At 57.9% G+C, this 17,530-nt stretch carries 16 protein-coding genes; 8 read left to right on the top strand and 8 right to left on the bottom strand.

From position 1 onward, the window contains the following. Positions 1-356 precede the first annotated feature (356 nt). From O77CONTIG1_RS05440 to O77CONTIG1_RS05430, 3 genes are all read left to right on the top strand, one after another. The gene (locus O77CONTIG1_RS05440) at positions 357-971 is read left to right on the top strand and encodes a glyoxalase-like domain protein (protein WP_225894693.1); all 615 of its coding nucleotides are present in this window, start codon (positions 357-359) and stop codon (positions 969-971) included. A 27-nt stretch (positions 972-998) separates the two neighbouring features. Then, positions 999-2,237 carry a pre-peptidase C-terminal domain-containing protein gene (locus O77CONTIG1_RS05435; RefSeq protein ID WP_068508727.1) on the top strand — a complete coding sequence of 413 codons (1,239 nt, stop codon included), beginning with the start codon at positions 999-1,001 and terminating at the stop codon, positions 2,235-2,237. 188 nt (positions 2,238-2,425) lie between these two features. Further along, positions 2,426-3,211, top strand: a complete 786-nt coding sequence (locus tag O77CONTIG1_RS05430) for a PhnD/SsuA/transferrin family substrate-binding protein (RefSeq protein ID WP_197673328.1) — start codon at positions 2,426-2,428, stop codon at positions 3,209-3,211. Between the two features lie 6 nt (positions 3,212-3,217). Here the strand turns inward: O77CONTIG1_RS05430 and O77CONTIG1_RS05425 are convergent, their stop codons facing one another. From O77CONTIG1_RS05425 to psb30, 5 genes are all read right to left on the bottom strand, one after another. Next, the gene (locus tag O77CONTIG1_RS05425; protein ID WP_068508724.1) at positions 3,218-3,853 is read right to left on the bottom strand and encodes a histidine phosphatase family protein; all 636 of its coding nucleotides are present in this window, start codon (positions 3,851-3,853) and stop codon (positions 3,218-3,220) included. Positions 3,854-3,892: 39 nt separating this feature from the next. Continuing rightward, positions 3,893-4,279 (bottom strand): hypothetical protein, encoded by a 387-nt coding sequence (locus tag O77CONTIG1_RS05420; RefSeq protein ID WP_068508722.1) that lies wholly within the window; start codon positions 4,277-4,279, stop codon positions 3,893-3,895. A 148-nt stretch (positions 4,280-4,427) separates the two neighbouring features. After that, complete coding sequence (locus tag O77CONTIG1_RS05415) at positions 4,428-4,778, bottom strand: histidine triad nucleotide-binding protein (protein ID WP_068508720.1); 351 nt, start codon at positions 4,776-4,778, stop codon at positions 4,428-4,430. A 28-nt stretch (positions 4,779-4,806) separates the two neighbouring features. After that, on the bottom strand, positions 4,807-5,763 hold the full coding sequence (locus tag O77CONTIG1_RS05410; RefSeq protein ID WP_410503499.1) for a ribose-phosphate pyrophosphokinase: 957 nt from the start codon (positions 5,761-5,763) through the stop codon (positions 4,807-4,809). 470 nt (positions 5,764-6,233) lie between these two features. Continuing rightward, positions 6,234-6,365 carry a photosystem II reaction center protein Ycf12/Psb30 gene (gene psb30 / locus O77CONTIG1_RS05405; RefSeq protein WP_068508718.1) on the bottom strand — a complete coding sequence of 44 codons (132 nt, stop codon included), beginning with the start codon at positions 6,363-6,365 and terminating at the stop codon, positions 6,234-6,236. 419 nt (positions 6,366-6,784) lie between these two features. On the opposite strand from psb30, the gene O77CONTIG1_RS05400 reads away from it, so the two are divergent. Further along, positions 6,785-7,135: a YkgJ family cysteine cluster protein gene (locus O77CONTIG1_RS05400; RefSeq protein WP_068508716.1), complete on the top strand. Its 351-nt coding sequence runs from the start codon at positions 6,785-6,787 to the stop codon at positions 7,133-7,135. A 5-nt stretch (positions 7,136-7,140) separates the two neighbouring features. Then, positions 7,141-8,313: a DUF58 domain-containing protein gene (locus tag O77CONTIG1_RS05395; protein ID WP_068508715.1), complete on the top strand. Its 1,173-nt coding sequence runs from the start codon at positions 7,141-7,143 to the stop codon at positions 8,311-8,313. A 74-nt stretch (positions 8,314-8,387) separates the two neighbouring features. Here O77CONTIG1_RS05395 and O77CONTIG1_RS05390 read toward each other — a convergent pair whose 3' ends face one another. From O77CONTIG1_RS05390 to O77CONTIG1_RS05380, 3 genes are all read right to left on the bottom strand, one after another. Further along, positions 8,388-9,146, bottom strand: a complete 759-nt coding sequence (locus O77CONTIG1_RS05390) for a GUN4 domain-containing protein (RefSeq protein WP_068516052.1) — start codon at positions 9,144-9,146, stop codon at positions 8,388-8,390. Positions 9,147-9,216: 70 nt separating this feature from the next. Next, positions 9,217-9,714 carry a D-glycero-beta-D-manno-heptose 1-phosphate adenylyltransferase gene (gene rfaE2 / locus O77CONTIG1_RS05385; protein WP_068508710.1) on the bottom strand — a complete coding sequence of 166 codons (498 nt, stop codon included), beginning with the start codon at positions 9,712-9,714 and terminating at the stop codon, positions 9,217-9,219. An 81-nt stretch (positions 9,715-9,795) separates the two neighbouring features. After that, positions 9,796-12,903: a toll/interleukin-1 receptor domain-containing protein gene (locus O77CONTIG1_RS05380; protein ID WP_084782236.1), complete on the bottom strand. Its 3,108-nt coding sequence runs from the start codon at positions 12,901-12,903 to the stop codon at positions 9,796-9,798. Between the two features lie 164 nt (positions 12,904-13,067). Between O77CONTIG1_RS05380 and O77CONTIG1_RS05375 the strand changes: the two genes are divergently transcribed. The 3 genes from O77CONTIG1_RS05375 to O77CONTIG1_RS05365 all read left to right on the top strand — a co-directional run bounded on the left by O77CONTIG1_RS05375 (position 13,068) and on the right by O77CONTIG1_RS05365 (position 17,412). Further along, on the top strand, positions 13,068-14,321 hold the full coding sequence (locus O77CONTIG1_RS05375) for a cysteine desulfurase family protein (RefSeq protein WP_317134212.1): 1,254 nt from the start codon (positions 13,068-13,070) through the stop codon (positions 14,319-14,321). 441 nt (positions 14,322-14,762) lie between these two features. Further along, positions 14,763-16,367, top strand: a complete 1,605-nt coding sequence (locus tag O77CONTIG1_RS05370; RefSeq protein WP_068508704.1) for an ammonium transporter — start codon at positions 14,763-14,765, stop codon at positions 16,365-16,367. A 142-nt stretch (positions 16,368-16,509) separates the two neighbouring features. Next, the gene (locus O77CONTIG1_RS05365) at positions 16,510-17,412 is read left to right on the top strand and encodes an SGNH/GDSL hydrolase family protein (RefSeq protein ID WP_197673327.1); all 903 of its coding nucleotides are present in this window, start codon (positions 16,510-16,512) and stop codon (positions 17,410-17,412) included. Positions 17,413-17,530: the final 118 nt, after the last annotated feature.

The following is a 17,530-nucleotide window of genomic DNA, read 5'->3' as shown; positions in this document are numbered from 1 at the left end:
GTATCCCACTTTTGTAACCCTCACCCTAATATCCCTCTCCCAAAGTGGGAGAGGGGCTTCCAATCTGGCTCCCCTTCTCCCTTGTTGGGAGAAGGGGCTGGGGGATGAGGGCAAACTTGCAGCACTGGGATGCGCCCAATGAAGCAGGAAGGGCGATCGCCCCGCCTCCCCCCTCCCCTCTCAAGCTGCAACGTCGGCCTTGATGACCCAGACGTTCTTGATACACTGGAGTCAGTAATCGCGCCCACCCAGCGCCTCTAGCGCTCGCTCTACTGTGCAGATGCTCATGGCTCTGGTTTCCCTTTTTGTTCTTCCTTCTTCGTTCTTCTAGCGCTCGCTCTACTGTGCAGATGCTCATGGCTCTCCCTCTAATGACCGCTTCACTAGCAGACCCCCTGTTCACCAAGCTTCTATTCACCCAGTTGTTCTCCCTCTTCCTGGCGATCCCAATTGATGGGCTGTTGTCTACTCAGGGCGTGATGGTAATGCTGCTGGTCGCCTACGCCGGAGCCATGTGGATGTTCCTTTCCAGCGCCCCCAAGGTCTACACCATCATGGTGTCGGATTTGGAACTGGCGCGGCGGTTTTATGAAGAGGTGCTGGATTTGCCCGCCGCCGATGTGCCGCTGCATTATTACTACAACTACGAGCAGACCATTGGCGGGGCTGGGTTAGACCCGCTCTACCTATCGGGCACCACTGGCTATTCCACCAGCCCCTCGCTCAGCAATCCCGACGGACTGTGGTACCAACTCCGCAAAAAGACCCAACTTCATGTGATTACGGGTGCAAGCCTGGGCGAAAAGAACCGCCAGCGCCATGTCTGCTTTGATCATGACTGTCTGGAGCAAATGCTGTTGCGAATTCAGAGCCGAGGCGCACAGTACAAAATTCGTAGCGACAAGCCGCTGAACTTTTTGGTAAAAGACTGGGACGGTCGGATTTTTGAGATGTCTGAAGTGGCAAACTAGCAAGCCCGCCAACTGGGTAAACACGCTATGACTCCTCCCGATCGCGCTGGAAATACCTTAAACGCCGCGCGGCGTATTCGCCTATCAGAAACGCCCAAGTCCTTTCGGGATTTCGTAGGCGGCAAGGATCTGGATTTCTACCAATTTCGAGTGCTGCGAGCCAGCCAGTTTTCGCTGAATCTGTCGGAGCTAACGGCAAATGCAGATGTGGCTCTGCTGGATGACCAGGGCACAGCCCTGCTCCAGTCGGCTCGAAAGGGGAAGCGCCCGGAGGTAATTCGCGACACTCTGGCAGCAGGCACCTACTTTATCCGCGTTGTGCCCAATCGGGCAAACCAGCGGACAAATTACAAGCTTATGCTGTCGGCTGCGCCGCTAAAGACTAGCGACTTCAAAATTGAAATCGACTATCGCTTTGACACGAGGGGTTGGTTTACCCCGCTACGGCGAGCCGTACTAGAGGCAGCAGCAGAGGTCTGGTCTACGATTATCCGGAGTGAGTTTCCTGACGTGCCGACGGGGAAACGCACGCCAAACGTCCGAAATCCGGCCACGGGGGGAACCGTGCGAACCTTTGTGACCGATCGCCCAATTGACGATTTGACCATCTTTGCCGGGGCGCGAGAACTGGGCGGCACGACGCTGGCGCTGTCTGGGCCGTCGGGCTATTTTGTGGGCGAGAGCCGCTATGAGGGCGATGCGTTTCAGCCGTGGATTGGCTCGATGGCGTTCGACATCACGACAGATTGGTATTTTGACCGCACGCTCGACAGCACCAGCGATATTCCCAGCAATCAGCAGGACTTTTTCTCAACCGCGCTGCATGAAATTGCCCATGTATTGGGCTTCGGCACCAGCCGCGCTTTCAGTCGGCTCAAGCTCAGTAGCGGCTTTGGTGGGTCAAGTACCATAGCGCAGAATGGCGGCAACCCCCTGCCGCTGGATAGTTCCGAGCATATCCGCAATGGCTACACGTTTGGCGGCGTGGGGGAACCTCTGATGACTCCTTTTGCCCAGCGCGGCCAGCGCAAGCGGGCAACCGTTCTTGATATTGCAGTGCTAAATGACCTGGGCCATACCGTGTCCTATGGCAACGCCAGCATAAACCCCTTTAGCACGCAGGCGGCCCGGTTTGCGAGACAGGGAGCGCGGCAAGGGAGCGCATCGACAAAGGGGGCACTGGGTCAACGGCTGATGTTGGCCTATGGGCGCTGTGGCTGTAGCGGCTGTCTGGTGGATGCGGGGGCGGCTAGAGGATTGGCATAGCAGCCTGTTGGCTGTTGTAACAAGTTTGGTAGATTGGTCTTTTCTTAGTCCTTTTAGGCATGTCAGTTTAGGCATCTCAGTCCTTTCAGCCATAAGAGATGGCGATCGCCCTGTGAGCTTGTTCTGATAGACGTATGGATCATCGACCAGATCAATCTGGAGCCAGTCCCTTAACCTTTACCTCTTGTATGGCAGATAACACGCTGCCTGTAATGGCAGAAATTGCGGCCTATGCAGAGCGCAGACTTGGACTTCCGACTGAGTTTATCGATCAGATTCCCTGGCAGCAGCGTGAGGAGCGCTTTGACCGGGGTGAGATTCAGGTCTGCTGGATTTGCGGGGTGCCCTATGTGCAGAAGGCAGATCAGCCAGACCCACAAATAGAGTTGCTGGCTGCGCCTGTGATGCGGGGCGATCGCTACCAAAATCGGCCGATTTATTTTTCAGACGTGGTGGTGCAGCGCGAAAGCCCGTTTCAGCGGTTTATGGATCTGCGCGGCACCCGCTGGGCCTACAACGAGCCGCGATCGCACTCTGGCTATTTTCTGACGCGCTATCACCTGGCTATGCTAGAAGAAAGCCGCGGCTTTTTTGGCAGCGTGGTCGAGTCGGGCGCACACCAGACTTCGCTCCAGCAAGTTCTCAGCGGCGAAGTGGATGCCTCGGCAATTGACAGCACGGTGCTAGAACACGCGCTGCGCGAAGATCCGTCCCTGCAACGCCAGATTCGCATTATCGATACGCTCGGCCCCAGTCCTAGTCCGCCTTGGCTGGTGTCTATGGCGGTGCCTACCTCTATCCGCACGCGCCTCCGCAGCCTGTTGGTGCAAATGGCCGACGACCCAGAAGGAGAGGAAATTTTAGCCAGGGGCAGCCTGGCCCGATTTGTGCTGGTGGGCGATCGCGACTATGACCCCATTCGCCATATGCAGCAAATTGCCGCCGCCGTCTCGCTGGCTGGGCCAACTTCCTGACCGCTCCTAAGTTCCGGTGCGATGCCGCAGGTCGCCCATATAGGTGCGATCGCCCAACACCTCCAGCATGGGCCCGTGGTCGCCAAATTTTACGATGCTCACCGATCCAGCGTAGGCGTTGAGGCGATCGCGGTAGCGCCCCAGGTCAATGCCCAGCAGCGTGCAAAGCAAAATCCGAATCGTCGCCTTGTGCGACACCAGCAGCACGGTACCTGCCGGATATTTTTCCTCGATCTCGGCCACCACTAGCGAGGCGCGACTGGCAATTTCCACCGCCGTTTCGCCACCCGTTGGCGGGTTCCAGGCGGGTTCCGTCATCCAGCGGATGTAATCTTCGAGATAGTGTTCCTTGACGAATTCTGGCGACTGATCTTCCCATTTGCCATAGCGAATTTCCTTTAGCCCGTCGCGCAACTGCATTTCTAGCCCCACCGCCTGACACAGCGGCGCAGCGGTCGCAATCGTGCGCTTCATCGGGCTGACGTAGACCGCGTCCCAGGACACACTGGAATAGGCCGCCGCAAAGGCCGCTGCCATTTGATGTCCTTCGGGCGTTAGCTCGGCATCAATCTCGCCGCAGTAGTGGCCTGTCTGGCTATAGGGCGTTTCCCCATGCCGCAGGAAGTAAAGCGTTAGTCCCATTGGGTGTGTGCTGGAGCAGGAAGTAGATTGGGCGATCGCTCACTGCTGCGTCTGCCGCTGCTGCGAGAGGCGATATTCTGCCAAAGCCCACTCTGCCCGCTGCTCTGTTTCTGTTTCGTGGTGAATCTGGTAGATTTCGCTGTCTAGCCCCAGCGCACTCGACATGGCTTTGGAATGCACCACACGATCCGCAATCGAGAGTGCATCATTCAGCACGCCAAACAGCGCCATTTCCTGGTCAATTTTTTCCAAATCTTGCAAAATCGCCTGTTCCTTTTCTCCAGTCGCTGCATCTAGCTGGCTCAAGCACTGGCTACGTTTAACCTTGCAATGAGAGTAGGAGTTTTTGAAATACTCATGCAGCTTGGTAACGACGGAGGCGACCGATTGATTTTCGTCCAGAAAGCTGAGTTTGTCGGTATTCATTAGGGCTTATCTTAAGGCGAAACGATTTTTCCTTTAGATTCTAAGGCTTATCCTCAAATCGGCAAGGGAGTTACGGGGTTTCTTTAGACCCAGACGTGCGATCGCCCTCCAACAAGCAAAAGCATCAATCAAACCGCATGAACGTGCCTCAGCCGGGCGGCCAGGTCATCGGGCGGCCGCCCAATAGATGCAGATGCAGGTGATCGACCGTCTGCCCACCGTCGGTTTTGGTGTTGATCACAACGCGATAGCCGTTGTCCAAACCCACTTGGTCTGCCACCCGCTTCACCGTCATCAACAGATGCCCTAGAATGCGATGATCTTCGGGAACTGCATCGGCCAGGCAGGGAATTGGCTTTTTGGGCACGACGAGAATATGAACAGGAGCCTGAGGATTAATGTCTTTGAAGGCGATCGCCAGATCATCCTCGTACACAATATCCGCAGGAATGTCGCGGCGAATAATTTTGAGAAACAGAGTATCGGCTGGCTCGGTCATGGGTTTGGTTGGAAAAACTTGGCATTGGCTAGCGGAACATGCTGCTCACCGAGCTATCTTCATGAATCCGCCAAATCGTTTCGCCAATGATGTTGGCTACAGACAGCACCGTAAGCTGCTCAAAGCAACGGTCTTCGGGCACAGGGATGCTGTTGGTAACGATCACCTCTTCAAACAACCCGCTAGACAGGCGCTCGGTCGCAGGTGGCGAGAACACAGCATGGGTGGCACAAGCATAGACCTGGCGCGCGCCCTGTTCCCGCAAAATTTTCGCCCCTTCACAAATTGTGCCAGCGGTGTCGATCATGTCGTCCACTAGCACAGCGGTCTTGCCAGCCACATCCCCAATCACATTCATCACCTCAGCCACATTGTGGGCTTGGCGGCGCTTGTCGATGATGGCCAGTGGCGCGTCATCTAGCTTTTTGGCGAAGGCGCGGGCACGAGCCACACCACCGACATCCGGCGACACCACCACAATGTCTGACAGTTGCTTATTGGCGATGTAGTCAATCAGGACGGGCGAACCGTAGACATGATCAAACGGAATGTCGAAATAGCCTTGAATCTGGGCCGAGTGCAAATCCATTGCCAAGACTCGATCTGCGCCTGCCTGAGTAATCAGGTTAGCCACAAGCTTAGCCGTAATGGATTCCCGTCCGGCGGTTTTCCGGTCTGCGCGAGCATAGCCGTAGTAGGGAATCACTGCCGTAATCTGGCGGGCTGATGCCCGATGGCAGGCATCAATCATAATTAACAGTTCCATCAGGTGGTCGTTGACCGGGCAGCAGGTGGGCTGCATCAGGTAAACGTCGCACCCGCGAATGGACTCTTGAATTTGAACGTATAGTTCACCATCTGCGAACCGCTTACGAACCATCGGCCCCAAGTCCATGCCAAGGTAGCGGGCCACCTCTTGGGAGAGGGGAACATTGGCAGAACCCGAAAACAGCCTAAGACGGCTATTGTCGGCAATTTGAGGCAGAGGAGGCTGAAGAGACAAAGCTGCCGAGCGGATCACAACAGTTCCTCGGGAAATAGTCACCGCAATCTTATCATTCCAATTTGACAACAGCCGCTCAGATTTCCAGGGAAATTAATAAATACTGGAAAAAGTAAAACTGCCAAATATAGCCTTAAAGAAAGGAACGGTCGGGGTGAAAAAGCAGAGAAAACTCGATAACTCAGCGCCACCCGGATGTTTCCGAAACGACCCGTCTCTGAAACGACCCGTACACCCTAATCGAATCGAAACAAAAACCAGTGAGGCTCTAGAGGCTTTAACTGGACAAAACCATATAAGAAGGCAAAAAAACATAAGAACTGAGGCAATGCACCAAAAAGCGGCGATCGCCTACAGTCTCTCATGATAGCAATTGAACCCGGCCAGTGTGTAAGCTCTCGGTGTATCTCGTCAACGTAAACGCTCGTCAACCACTTCAAACCACGGAAAACTTACAGGTCGCCGCCGCGAAAAGCCAGCAGAAAAATCACCACTGGCCCGGCAATCATAATCATGCCCACCAGGGTCAACTGAACAATGGCTTCCCAGTTAACATTGCCAACCAGATTACTAATCAGATCCATTGCGCCCTCACGTGCCGCGAAATTTAGGTTAGGTTTAGTTAAGTCAAATGTCTTCGCCCATTTTACCTGTGTGGGGAACCCGATTCTCAGAAAGTTAACAAAAATCCGGTGGTTGTCTGGGACGGTCTGGTAATGGGGAGTTTTGGCGCGGGGTGAGGGGATTGAGCAGGTTCCGCCAAACGTTTTTCTTGCAGGATTTTCAGAAGTTGTTCAACCTGAATTGGTTTGGCAGAGCCGTGTGGCGATCGCCCTGCGAAGCTGCATCAGAATAATTAAAAAACGTTACAAAACTTTCCCCTGAGTTTTTGGTCTGGGTTTTCCGTCGATGGGGCTGTCTGCGCTGATAGAGCCATGCGGCGCATATCTGGGTATTTCTGGGCACTTTGGAAGGGGCGATCGCACTTGGGAGTTAAGAGGCTATGGCGACCTGGCGTTGCGTGAAACAGTGTGGGGCTTGCTGCCACCTTGATCCGGCAGAGCGTCCTGATCTGGAAGAATACCTGTCGCCGCCGGAACTAGCGGAGTACCTGAGCCTAGTCGGCCCCGACGGCTGGTGCATTCACTTCGAGCCAGACTCGCGGGAATGCACCATTTACGAGAAGCGCCCCCGCTTTTGCCGGGTAGAGCCAGCCGTGTTCCAGGATTTATTCGGCATTGAGCCAGAGGCGCTAAATGATTTTGCGATCGACTGTTGCCGCCAGCAAATCGAGGGCGTGTATGGCGATCGCAGTCTGGAGATGCTGCGCTTTGACCGAGAAGTGGGCCTATAAGAACTATGAGGCTAGGGATTAAACGGTTTGGGATTCGGCGGCTGGGGGCAACCCTGGTAAACCGACTAGAGACGCGCTGGGTCGCGCCGTCCTATGGCGGCTGGGTCGCCCTTGGCCTGGCGCTATTTTTCTTCGGCGCAGCGACGAACACGATGGCAGGCTGGCTCTATGCCACCAGCGGGCTGATGGGGGCGCTGCTGGTGCTGGGGGCGCTGCTGCCGGGGCGATCGCTGCGGTCGCTGTCCGTTCGCCGAATGCCAATTGAACCCGTCAGCGCGGGCGATGCTTTGCACTTAGAACTGGCCGTTGAAAACACTGGGCGACAGGCAAAAACGCTGTTGCAGGTGTGCGATCGCCCGCCGCCAGCACTGGGCCCAGCAGAAACGACCGTCATTGAGTCGCTAGCGCCCGGCCAGACCTATCGCTGGGTCTATAGCCGTACCGCAGATCGACGGGGTGTGTATCGCTGGGATGGGGTGGATTTGCGGACTGCAACACCGCTGGGCTTGTTTTGGGGACGGCGATCGCACTCAGTCGATGCCTCGGCCGTGGTCTACCCGACCGTGCTGCCCCTTAGCCAGTGCCGCCTGATCGACGAAATGGGGCAAGACCTCAGCCACGCCACCGAAAGCCAGCGCCGTGCCCAGATGGCGACCGAAGGCGTGACGCGGACGCTGCGCCCCTATCGTTGGGGCGACCCGACTCGGCTGATTCACTGGCGCACCAGTGCCCGCTACGGCGAATTGCGGCTACGAGAACTGGAGCGCTTCACAGGTGGACAGGAAGTCGTGATTGTGCTGGACAGCGCCGCCCTCTGGCAGCCCGACGCTTTTGAACAGGCCGTTATCGCGGCTGCCTCGCTCTATGCTTATGCGCTGCGCCAGAGCATGACCGTCAGCCTGTGGACGGCTGGAACAGGGAGTCTGCGGGGCGATCGCCTTGTGCTAGAAGCCCTCGCCGCCGTGCAGCCCGGTGAACTGGCCCCCAATCACCCGCCCACGCAATCTCCCTGCATCTGGCTCACACCGTCTCTCCAGCGCTGCAACAGCCTGCCGCCCCAAAGCCGCTGGCTCCTCTGGCAGGATGCAGACTCCGGCGGAAGTCACTCAGGCGAATCGACCACCACCGGCCGAATCATCCAGCCAGACGAGCCGCTACTCGTTCAGCTTCAGCACTAGACCGTCAGCGCTTCGTGCGGCCCAAAATCGCCCATCCAAAATCACCCATCCAAACTCCAAAACCAGCTTCACCTCTACTGCGCTGTCCAGGCCGGGTGCGCCATTAGTGAAGCCATTGTGCGAACGCCTCGCAGTTGGTTTGACAGGGGCAGATGACCGCGCGGAGCCGTCAAACTCCAGGTAAAGCCGCCCGGATAGCGTGTCCAGTTATTCCCCGACTTCCAGCCGATCAGCGGCCAGAGCCGATCCCAGTTTTTGCCCACGCTAAGCCACAGATCGCGCTGCACCGAAAAGCCAAACTTACCTTCGGAGTAGACTAGCCAGAGCGTGTTGATGGTCTGCAAGTCCTCAATGGGAAAGTCATCGACCTCGGTGAAATAAATCCAGCGGCGCTGCACAGCGGTCGGGCCCGCCAGTTCACACAGTTTTTCTAGGGTGAGGCGATCGGCTGCCTGAAAGTCTTGCTGAACCAGCAGCGTTTGTAGCGGTTGGTAATCTATCCCGCGCTGCGATCGCCCAGGCACTAGCCCCTGGGGAAACTGGGTCTGCAAAAACTCCTGCGCTTTGGGGGATTCAGCGGCGGACAAAATCTGCACGGCCTTGCCTTCCAGGGGCCCTGGTTTGCTGCCCTGGCGGTCTTGCAGCACCCGCATCAGCACCGTCAGCCCGGATTCGCCCTGGGCGGCAATGTCTTGAATTAGCTGCAACTGGGTCTTCTCGTTTTCAGACTGGAGGCGGGCAAGGAAATCGGTCATGAAGTCAGACGCGCCAGGCTCGGACAAAGCAGTGATATCTAGCGGAGATTGCGACAGATTGGCTTGCACGTTATCCATGATTTGCAGCAGCACCGAGCAAAAGCGCGAGTTTTACGCGACTTCTCATTTTAACCTTTAATCTCCTCCTCTACTCTTTGCCGACTGCGCCTGCCAGAATGCGCTGAATGATCGCTGTAGTGGAACTGGGCACTTCTACCTGAATTAGCTCGATTCGCCCGCCGTAGGCTTGGACGGTGGGGGCTTCGGGCAGGGTTTCAACGGTGTAATCGCCGCCTTTGACGTAGATATCGGGCTGGAGGACCGATATCAGGGCGATCGCCGTGGGTTCCTCAAACACCACCACGCCATCCACAGGTTTTAGCGCGGCCAACACTTCGGCTCGCTGGGCTGCGGGCACGATGGGACGCGGCGGCTGTCCGGGTTTGGCGGGCTTGATGCGCTGCACCGAAGCGTCACTGTTCAGCCCGACGACGAGCGATCGCCCCTGGTTTGCCGCCGCCTGCAAGTAGCGCACATGCCCCGCGTGGATCAGGTCAAAACAGCCATTGGTAAACACCAGCGGTCGCCACTGGTCAGGATTTTGGGCGATCGCCCGCTGCAATTCAGTCAGGGTATAGACGGGCATAGTCAGGGGTTTGGGAGTCAGGCGTTTAGGAAGAGGCGGCTCTCCAAATTATCGCCTCCTATCGCTCATCGCTCTATCTCCTCATTCCCTTGATTCACACTCTGCCAATCGGCCTTGCTCTATCGCGGGCAGACTGTGACGATAGTCTTGCAGCAGTCCACACCCCAGGTTCAGCAGATGTTCCAGGTCATTCATCTGGGTCAGCGTCCACAGCAAAACCGTGTGGTCGTTGCTGGCGGTGGCGAGGGTCTGCCCGTCGGGGCTATAGACGGCAGCGTTGACCCCGTCGCGGTGGCCGCGCAGCGTGCTAATCAGCCTGCCGTCCAGCGTCCAGAGTTTGATTGTGCCGTCGTAGCTGGCGGTTGTCAGGGTTTGCCCATCGGGGCTAAAGCTGACGTGCAATACGCCATCGCTATGACCTTCCAGGGTTGTCAGCAGCACACCGTCCGGCTTCCAGAGCTTGACCGTGTTGTCGTAGCTGGCGGTGGCGATCGCCCGTCCGTCGGGGCTAAAGCTGGCGTGATACACCTTGCCGCTGTGGCCGCGCAGCGTGCGGAGTTTGCGACCCTCTGCCGTCCACAGAATGACAACCTTATCAGTGCCGCCTGTAGCGAGCATTTGCCCGTCGCGGCTATAGTCCACGCTGAGAACGCCGCCGCGATGCCCCTGGAGCGTGTTCACGAGGCGGCCGTCGCGCTGCCAGAGGCGCACCACACCATCGTCGCTGGCGGAGGCAAGCTGGTCGCGGCTGGGTGAAAAGGCGACTTCGTTCACGGCGGCGGTGTGGCCGGTCAGGGTTTGCAACAGGTCGCCGTTTCGCTTCCAGAGCTTTACCGTGCGATCGGCGCTGGCCGAAGCCAGGGTTTGATTATCGGTGCTGAAGGCCACGCCGCGCACGGGTTCTGTATGTCCTGTCAGGGTCTTCTGCAACTGGCCGTTTCGGTTCCACAGGCGCACCGTGCGATCGCCGCTGGCGGAGGCAATCAGGTCACCATCGGGGGAAAAGTCCACATCATACACCCGATCCGTGTGGTCATACAGTTGGCTCAGCAGCGTGTGACTCACGCGCCACAGCCGCAGCGTGCGATCGCCACTGCCAGAAATCAGCGTCTTGCCGTCGCGGCTGAAGCGGAGGCTGTGAACCTGGGAGGTGTGGCCGCCCAGCGTAGACAGCAGTGTACCATCCAGTCGCCAGAGCTTAATCGTCTTGTCGGCGCTCGCAGTGGCCAGCAAGTCGTCTGTCGGGCTAAACACCAGGCTGTAAATCGGCGAAGAATGCCCCTGGAAGGTGTGGATGGGCGTGCCGTCCAGCCGCCACAGCCGCACCTGCCCATCCAGCCCGCTGGCAGCCAGGATTTGCCCGTTGGGACTAAAGGCTAGACTGGTCACTGCCAAATCGCTGCTGGGAAGGGTTTTCCAGCGGGTTCCATCCGGCTGCCAGAGGCGGATCATCCCGTCAGCGCTGCCCGTTGCCAGGATTGTTCCATCGGGGCTATGGGCAACAGCGCGGACGGGTGTGTTCTGGCTGGGCAGCGTGCCCAAGCGCCGGCCCGTTTCGTCCCACAGGCTCACCGTGCCGTCTTCGCTGGCGGCGGCGATCGCCCCTCCATTGGGCGCGACACTCAGCGCATTGACCGCCTGACCGTGGGCAAACTGGCGAATCCCCGTGCCGTTGAGCTTGCGAAACCAGAGGCTACCGTCGTCATGGGCGCTGACAATTCGGTCGTAAGGCAGTACGACAACGCTGAGTGCCTGGGAGGTGTCGCCTGCCAGCGTTTGCACAGGTGTTCCATCCATCTGCCACAGGCGCACCGTGCCGTCGGCGCTAGCAGAGGCGAGCCGTTGTTCATCAGGACTGAGGGCCACCTGCCACACGGCTCCGGCGTGCCCCCGCAGTTGGTTGCGCTCATGCACCCAGTAAATTGCCTGCTGCAAAGAAGACAACACGCGCGATCGCACGTCTGAATTCTGCGCCTGTTCTCTCCGCTTCAGGGTTTTCAGCGTAAACCCTGCTTCTACGGCCTTCACCAGCGCCTCAAAGGTTTGCCCCGAGCCATACAGCGCCCCCGAAGCCTCCGTCAGCGCCGTCAGTCGCTCCCGTTCCGCAAGGCTGCGGCTACTTTCCGCCGAGCGATACAGGCTGAAGGACACGATCCCAAGGGCGATCGCCATCGCTCCTGCCGCTGCGATCGTCTGGGTCAGCAACCGCTGCTGCCGGAGAATCTGCTTTTGCTCTGCCAGTTCCTCCTGCTGATGATCCATCTCTTCGTTGTACGAAGCCCAGATGTATTCCTTCTGCACTTGCAGCGCCTGGGGGGACTTGCGATCGCTCTCTGCCAGCCAGCGCCGCGCCTCCTGAATTTCGCTGCCCCGCAGCAGCAGGCTGCGGTCCTTGCCGCGTGCGTTCCACTCCGTTGCCCGCACCAGCAGCCGCGTGTGGGTTCGCACATAAGACAAATCGGCATCCAGCGCCGCCACCAGGCTGCGAAACCCAACCTCAAAGTTGTCTGTATCTCGCAAAAAAATCCAGTTGATTTTGCCCAGCTCGGGATGCACCAGCGCCGGGTCAACGTCTTTGCAAACTACAGGCAGCAGCCGCTTCTGATGTTGCAGGGCATGTTCTAACTCGCGGCCACACACCTCCGAAGCCGCCGACTCTGGGCTGAGGACAAAGATCATCGTGTCGGCGACCTCAATGCCCAGCTTAATTTCTTCCCACCAGTCCGCTCCCGACGGAATGCTGTCCCAATCAACCCAGACCTCGCGCCCCCGCTTTTGGAGCGCCTGCACCAGCGTTTGCACAAAGGGCTTGTTGCGACGGGAATAGGACACAAAGACGTTTGCCGTTTCGCTGGACACGTCCAGAATCTTCCAGATGTCCTTGGGCATCCGGCGGTTAGACTTGTGCGCCAGCTTTACTTCGTAGGCGATCGCCCCATCCTGCTCTAGCTGACGGACAATGCGCTTTTCTAACAGCGGCAGCAAGAACGCCTGCATTTCGGCTTCAGTCTGCTGAAAGTGGGCCGCCGTTTCGCTCAGGGAAACAACATTATGGCGCAGCAGCCAGCGCACGACTGACTGCTGTTCGTCGGGTAGCAGCAGCACATCCGCCATGCGAATGCCTGTAATGTTGTCAGGAAGAGAAGGCGCAGAAGACGCAGCAGCAGACCCGGATGCCGAATCGCTCATGGTAGATACAACTTATGAGAAGCGGTGGGGGAAGCCGTAGAGAAACTGTGGGGCAACCACAGAATGGTTCTATCCTACTGGGCAGTTTGGGGGATCAGTCGAGTTGTTGGCATTTTTTATATTTGCATGGGAAAAACAAGCCACTCCATCTCCATCGGGATGGGTTGATTGAGTCAGAACAGGTGTGTTCGGCTGCTGCCATCGGGGCGCGATATCCTGAGAATTGGAGTTTGCGGGGAATCTTGATGCAGATCTATCTGGACTACAGCGCCACCACGCCCACCCGCCCAGAGGCGATCGCCCGCTGGCACGCAGTCTTGACCCAGCAGTGGGGCAACCCCTCCAGCCTGCACCAGTGGGGGCAACGGGCTGCCGAAGTCCTGGAACTGGCCCGCGCTCAGGTCGCTGCCCTGATCAATGCACCACCTGACAGCATTGTGTTTACCTCCGGCGGCACCGAGTCTGATAACCTGGCCCTCTACGGCATAGCACGTCAATATTCCGCGCCCCAGCATTTGATCGTGTCCAGCGTCGAGCATTCGGCTGTGGCCGAACCAGCCCGCCAGCTAGAGCGCCAGGGCTGGCAGGTGACGTGGCTTCCGGTCAACCGCCAGGGGCGGGTCGATCCGGCCGACTTGCAGGCAGCCCTGCGACCCAACACGGTACTGGTTTCGATCATTTACGGGCAGAGTGAAATCGGGACGCTCCAGCCGATCGAATTGCTAGGACAGATCGCCCGCGATCACGGCGCACGGTTTCATACCGACGCGGTGCAGGTGGCAGGGCGACTGCCGCTAGACGTGCAGCGGTTGCCTGTCGATCTGCTCTCGCTGTCCAGCCACAAGCTCTACGGGCCACAGGGTGTGGGGGCTTTGTATGTACGGCCCGGCATGGCGCTGGTTCCACTTTTGGGCGGCGGCGGACAAGAGCAAGGGCTGCGATCGGGAACCCAGGCAGTGGGGGCGATCGCCGGGTTTGGCGTGGCCGCAGAACTCGCGGCCCGCGAACTGCCCAGCGAAACGCCCCGGTTGGCTTCCCTGCGCGATCGCCTGTTTGACCAGTTGGCCGACGTGCCGGAGCTTATCCCTACGGGCGATCGCCTGCACCGGCTGCCCCACCACGTTAGCTTTTGCCTGCGCCATGCCGATGGGCAAACCCTGACCGGGCGAACCCTGGTGCGCCAGATGAACTTGGCGGGCATTGGCATCAGCGCTGGCTCTGCCTGCAACAGCGGCAAGCTCCAGCCCAGTCCGGTGTTGCAGGCGATGGGATTGGGCGATCGCCAGGCCACAGGCGGCATTCGGCTCACGCTGGGACGCTACACGACCGAAGCCGATATCGACTGGACGGCGATCGCCCTCCGCCAAATCCTGGAGCGTCTGACTGCTGGGCAGAGCTTGCAGCAAAGCGCCGTATGAGCATCTCGCCCTCAGCGCCCTAAAACTCAGCGCCCTAAAACTGTGCCTCGGCGACTCTATTGCGGCGCAAAAATCCTGGCAAATTTAGCAACAACAGACTCGCCCCAGCATCCTGTCAGTACAGGGATTCGAGTCGAAGATCGAGTTTTGTAATCTGAGATACAGATTTACTTTCTCTTCATTGGTGGAATCTGTATTAATTGATTCACGCCCTGCGCCAAGTTTCTGTGGGCTTCTGCCTATAGGTTCGCGTTTGCTGGCGTTTTTTGCCACAGGTGCGACTGTTTGGAGCAACGGCAATCATATAATCTGCCTAATCTGCCAAGCTGACCTGGCTCTTTAAAGTCTGGGCTGGTCTATTATCCTCCTCTTCGGTTTGGGGATGCGGTGTCAGTTTTGAGCCGCGTCATTAGTCTATCTACGTTCAAGGAACGTCCACCAATGTCTAGATTAGTTCTCAAAAAACGAAACAGACGGCAGCCGCTAATCGATCGGCGTGGCTTGTCTGCGATCGCCAAAATGCTTTTGGAACGCCCACGGGCGACCATTAATTCTCTTGCTCCAACTTGGCAAGCCTGTATTCCTCTAGCAGCGCTGATTCTGTTGGTTAGCAGCACGGCTGCCGTTGCCCAGGATGCGCCTACGGTCGAGTCTCTAGCTGAGACAACCTCCACTCTGCAAGTGGGTCTTGACACCCTCTGGGTGGTTCTGGCGGGCGTGCTGGTGTTCTTCATGAACGCTGGCTTCGGCATGTTGGAAACGGGCTTTTGTCGTCAAAAGAACGCTGTTAATATCCTCTCTAAGAACCTGATTGTGTTCGCTCTGTCTACAATCGCTTACTGGTTCATTGGCTGGGGTCTAATGTTCAGCGATGGCAATCCCTTCTTTGGCACGGCTGCGCCCTTCTTTTTGTCTGGCGCAGACAATAGCCCTGCCACAGGGGATGCCTACGAAGGCGTTTACAGCGCCATTAGCTGGGCGGGTGTTCCTTTAGCCGCCAAGTTCTTCTTCCAACTGGTGTTCGCTGGAACTGCCGCAACGATTGTTTCGGGGGCAGTGGCCGAACGCATCAAGTTCATCGACTTCATGCTCTTCAGCCTGTTGCTAGTCGGCATTGCCTACCCCATCACGGGTCACATGATCTGGGGTGGTGGTCTCCTGGCTAGCGGTGGCTTCTGGGATTTTGCTGGCTCGACTACGGTTCACGCGGTGGGCGGCTGGGCTGCGCTGATGGGTGCGGCTATCCTTGGGCCCCGTCTTGGTAAGTACAACGAAGACGGCACTCCCAATGCGCTGCCGGGTCACAACATGAGCATTGCCACGCTGGGCTGCTTGATCCTGTGGCTGGGCTGGTTTGGCTTTAACCCCGGTTCGACAATGGGCGTTGGCGATGGCTCGGCGATCGCCCACATCGCGCTAACCACAAACATTGCGGCTGCCTTCGGCGGCGTGGCGGCGACCTTCACGGCCTGGTCTCTGCTGGGCAAGCCTGACCTGTCGATGACGATTAATGGCATCCTGGCAGGTTTGGTGGCGATTACTGCCCCCTGCGCCTGGGTGACGGCGGGTGCTGCTGCCATCATTGGCCTGATCGGCGGCATTCTGGTGGTGCTGGCAGTTGGCTTCTTTGACCGCATCCGCATTGATGACCCCGTTGGCGCAACCTCAGTTCACCTGGTAAACGGCTTGTGGGGCACGCTGGCAGTGGGTCTGTTTGCCAAGGGGCCCGATGGCACGCTCTACGAAGAGGGTGGTGGCCCGCTAGCAGGCCTGTTCTATGGCGGCGGCTTGACCCAGTTTGGCATTCAGCTTGGCGGCACGCTGCTGTGCGGCTTGATTATCACAGTGCTGTCTGCCATCTTCTGGTACGCGCTCAAGGCCATCATGGGCATTCGAGTTTCTGCTGAGGAAGAACTGGTGGGTCTGGACATTGGCGAGCACGGCATGGAAGCTTACGCTGGCTTTGTGAAAGACGCAACGGGCGCTCCTTCGGGAGTTTATACCACCAGCAGCACCTCTACGGGCATTGCGGGTAATCCGAACTAATCGCTGACTTTCTGTTTTAGGTTCCCTCAGAACTAGAAGAGATTCAGTATCATAAGCGGTGAGTCTTGATGCTTGATCAGACTTGCCGCTTTTTGCATCCGATTCCAAATCCTGAGAGAAAAGGTACTGAGAGACAAGACCGATGCGCGATCGCTCTCTTCAGTTTGCAATCTACCTCGCGCCCTACTGGGCCCGGCTGCAAGCTCGGTTGCGGCAAGTGCGGGCAAAGTGGCGATCGCAGCCGCCAATTGTGCGGGCTTCCCTGATCGCCAATGCAGTAATGCTGACCCTGCTCACAGGGACGCTGATGCGGCATCACCACGCCAGCCTTGCGTCCAGCGCTCTGTCTCAGGCGTTGCCCCAGACCCCACAAGCTGTGCCCCCACCCGCCACCCAGACAGGAACACGCCACCTGCTGAACTATCAGCAGTGGGTTGACCTGTTGCAGCAAGAGGCGATCGCCGCTGCCGAAAATCCACCAGAGCGACTGGCCGTGCTGCTGGGCGATTCCATCAGTCTGTGGTTCCCGCCTGACCTGCTGCCGCCCGAGCGAAACTGGATCAACCAGGGCATTTCAGGGGATACAACCGAGCGGCTGCGGGCACGGCTCCATCTACTCGATCCGGTACAACCGCAAACCATCGTGGTAATGATCGGCATCAACGATTTAATCTGGGGCGCAGACAATGCCAGCATTTTGGCTCACTATCGAGAGATTGTGCGCTATCTGCGCCGCACCCACCCTGGAACGCAAGTGTTGGTGCAATCCATCTTGCCTCATGCCGCAGAGCAGGCGACTTGGGAAGGGCGCGATCGCCTTTTAGCCTTACCCAACAGCCGCATTCGGGCGCTCAATCAACAACTCGCGGCGATCGCCCAGTCCGAGGGAGCCTACTATCTCGATCTATATCCGCTCTTTGCCAACGCCCAGGGCAACCTTAAGATGTTCCTCAGCACGGACGGTTTGCATCTCAATTCGCAGGGTTACCTGGTGTGGCGGGCAGCGCTGCAATTGTACCTGCGGCAAACACTGCCCACCGGGTAGTACGCTCGATTAAGCTGCAAACCTACTTCAAAAACGCTAGGAGCTACGCACCTGCGATAAAGTTTCTGGGTTTTGGATGATTTCTCGCGGACTGCACCTGCGAGAAATCATCCAACTG

The sequence above is a fragment of the Leptolyngbya sp. O-77 genome (genome assembly GCF_001548395.1).
Lineage (GTDB): Bacteria > Cyanobacteriota > Cyanobacteriia > Elainellales > Elainellaceae > Thermoleptolyngbya.
This window is presented reverse-complemented; position numbering and strand designations above follow the sequence as displayed.

What these genes read in the sequence shown, in the direction of transcription:
- O77CONTIG1_RS05425 (WP_068508724.1), bottom strand. Translation starts at nt 3,853, where the DNA reads ATGGGACTAACGCTTTACTTCCTGCGGCATGGGGAAACGCCCTATAGC.
- O77CONTIG1_RS05390 (WP_068516052.1), bottom strand. Translation starts at nt 9,146, where the DNA reads ATGGATAACGTGCAAGCCAATCTGTCGCAATCTCCGCTAGATATCACT.
- O77CONTIG1_RS05440 (WP_225894693.1), top strand. Translation starts at nt 357, where the DNA reads ATGGCTCTCCCTCTAATGACCGCTTCACTAGCAGACCCCCTGTTCACC.
- O77CONTIG1_RS05435 (WP_068508727.1), top strand. Translation starts at nt 999, where the DNA reads ATGACTCCTCCCGATCGCGCTGGAAATACCTTAAACGCCGCGCGGCGT.
- O77CONTIG1_RS05380 (WP_084782236.1), bottom strand. Translation starts at nt 12,903, where the DNA reads ATGAGCGATTCGGCATCCGGGTCTGCTGCTGCGTCTTCTGCGCCTTCT.
- O77CONTIG1_RS05400 (WP_068508716.1), top strand. Translation starts at nt 6,785, where the DNA reads ATGGCGACCTGGCGTTGCGTGAAACAGTGTGGGGCTTGCTGCCACCTT.
- O77CONTIG1_RS05430 (WP_197673328.1), top strand. Translation starts at nt 2,426, where the DNA reads ATGGCAGATAACACGCTGCCTGTAATGGCAGAAATTGCGGCCTATGCA.
- O77CONTIG1_RS05365 (WP_197673327.1), top strand. Translation starts at nt 16,510, where the DNA reads ATGCGCGATCGCTCTCTTCAGTTTGCAATCTACCTCGCGCCCTACTGG.
- O77CONTIG1_RS05415 (WP_068508720.1), bottom strand. Translation starts at nt 4,778, where the DNA reads ATGACCGAGCCAGCCGATACTCTGTTTCTCAAAATTATTCGCCGCGAC.
- rfaE2 (WP_068508710.1), bottom strand. Translation starts at nt 9,714, where the DNA reads ATGCCCGTCTATACCCTGACTGAATTGCAGCGGGCGATCGCCCAAAAT.
- O77CONTIG1_RS05370 (WP_068508704.1), top strand. Translation starts at nt 14,763, where the DNA reads ATGTCTAGATTAGTTCTCAAAAAACGAAACAGACGGCAGCCGCTAATC.
- O77CONTIG1_RS05420 (WP_068508722.1), bottom strand. Translation starts at nt 4,279, where the DNA reads ATGAATACCGACAAACTCAGCTTTCTGGACGAAAATCAATCGGTCGCC.
- O77CONTIG1_RS05395 (WP_068508715.1), top strand. Translation starts at nt 7,141, where the DNA reads ATGAGGCTAGGGATTAAACGGTTTGGGATTCGGCGGCTGGGGGCAACC.
- psb30 (WP_068508718.1), bottom strand. Translation starts at nt 6,365, where the DNA reads ATGGATCTGATTAGTAATCTGGTTGGCAATGTTAACTGGGAAGCCATT.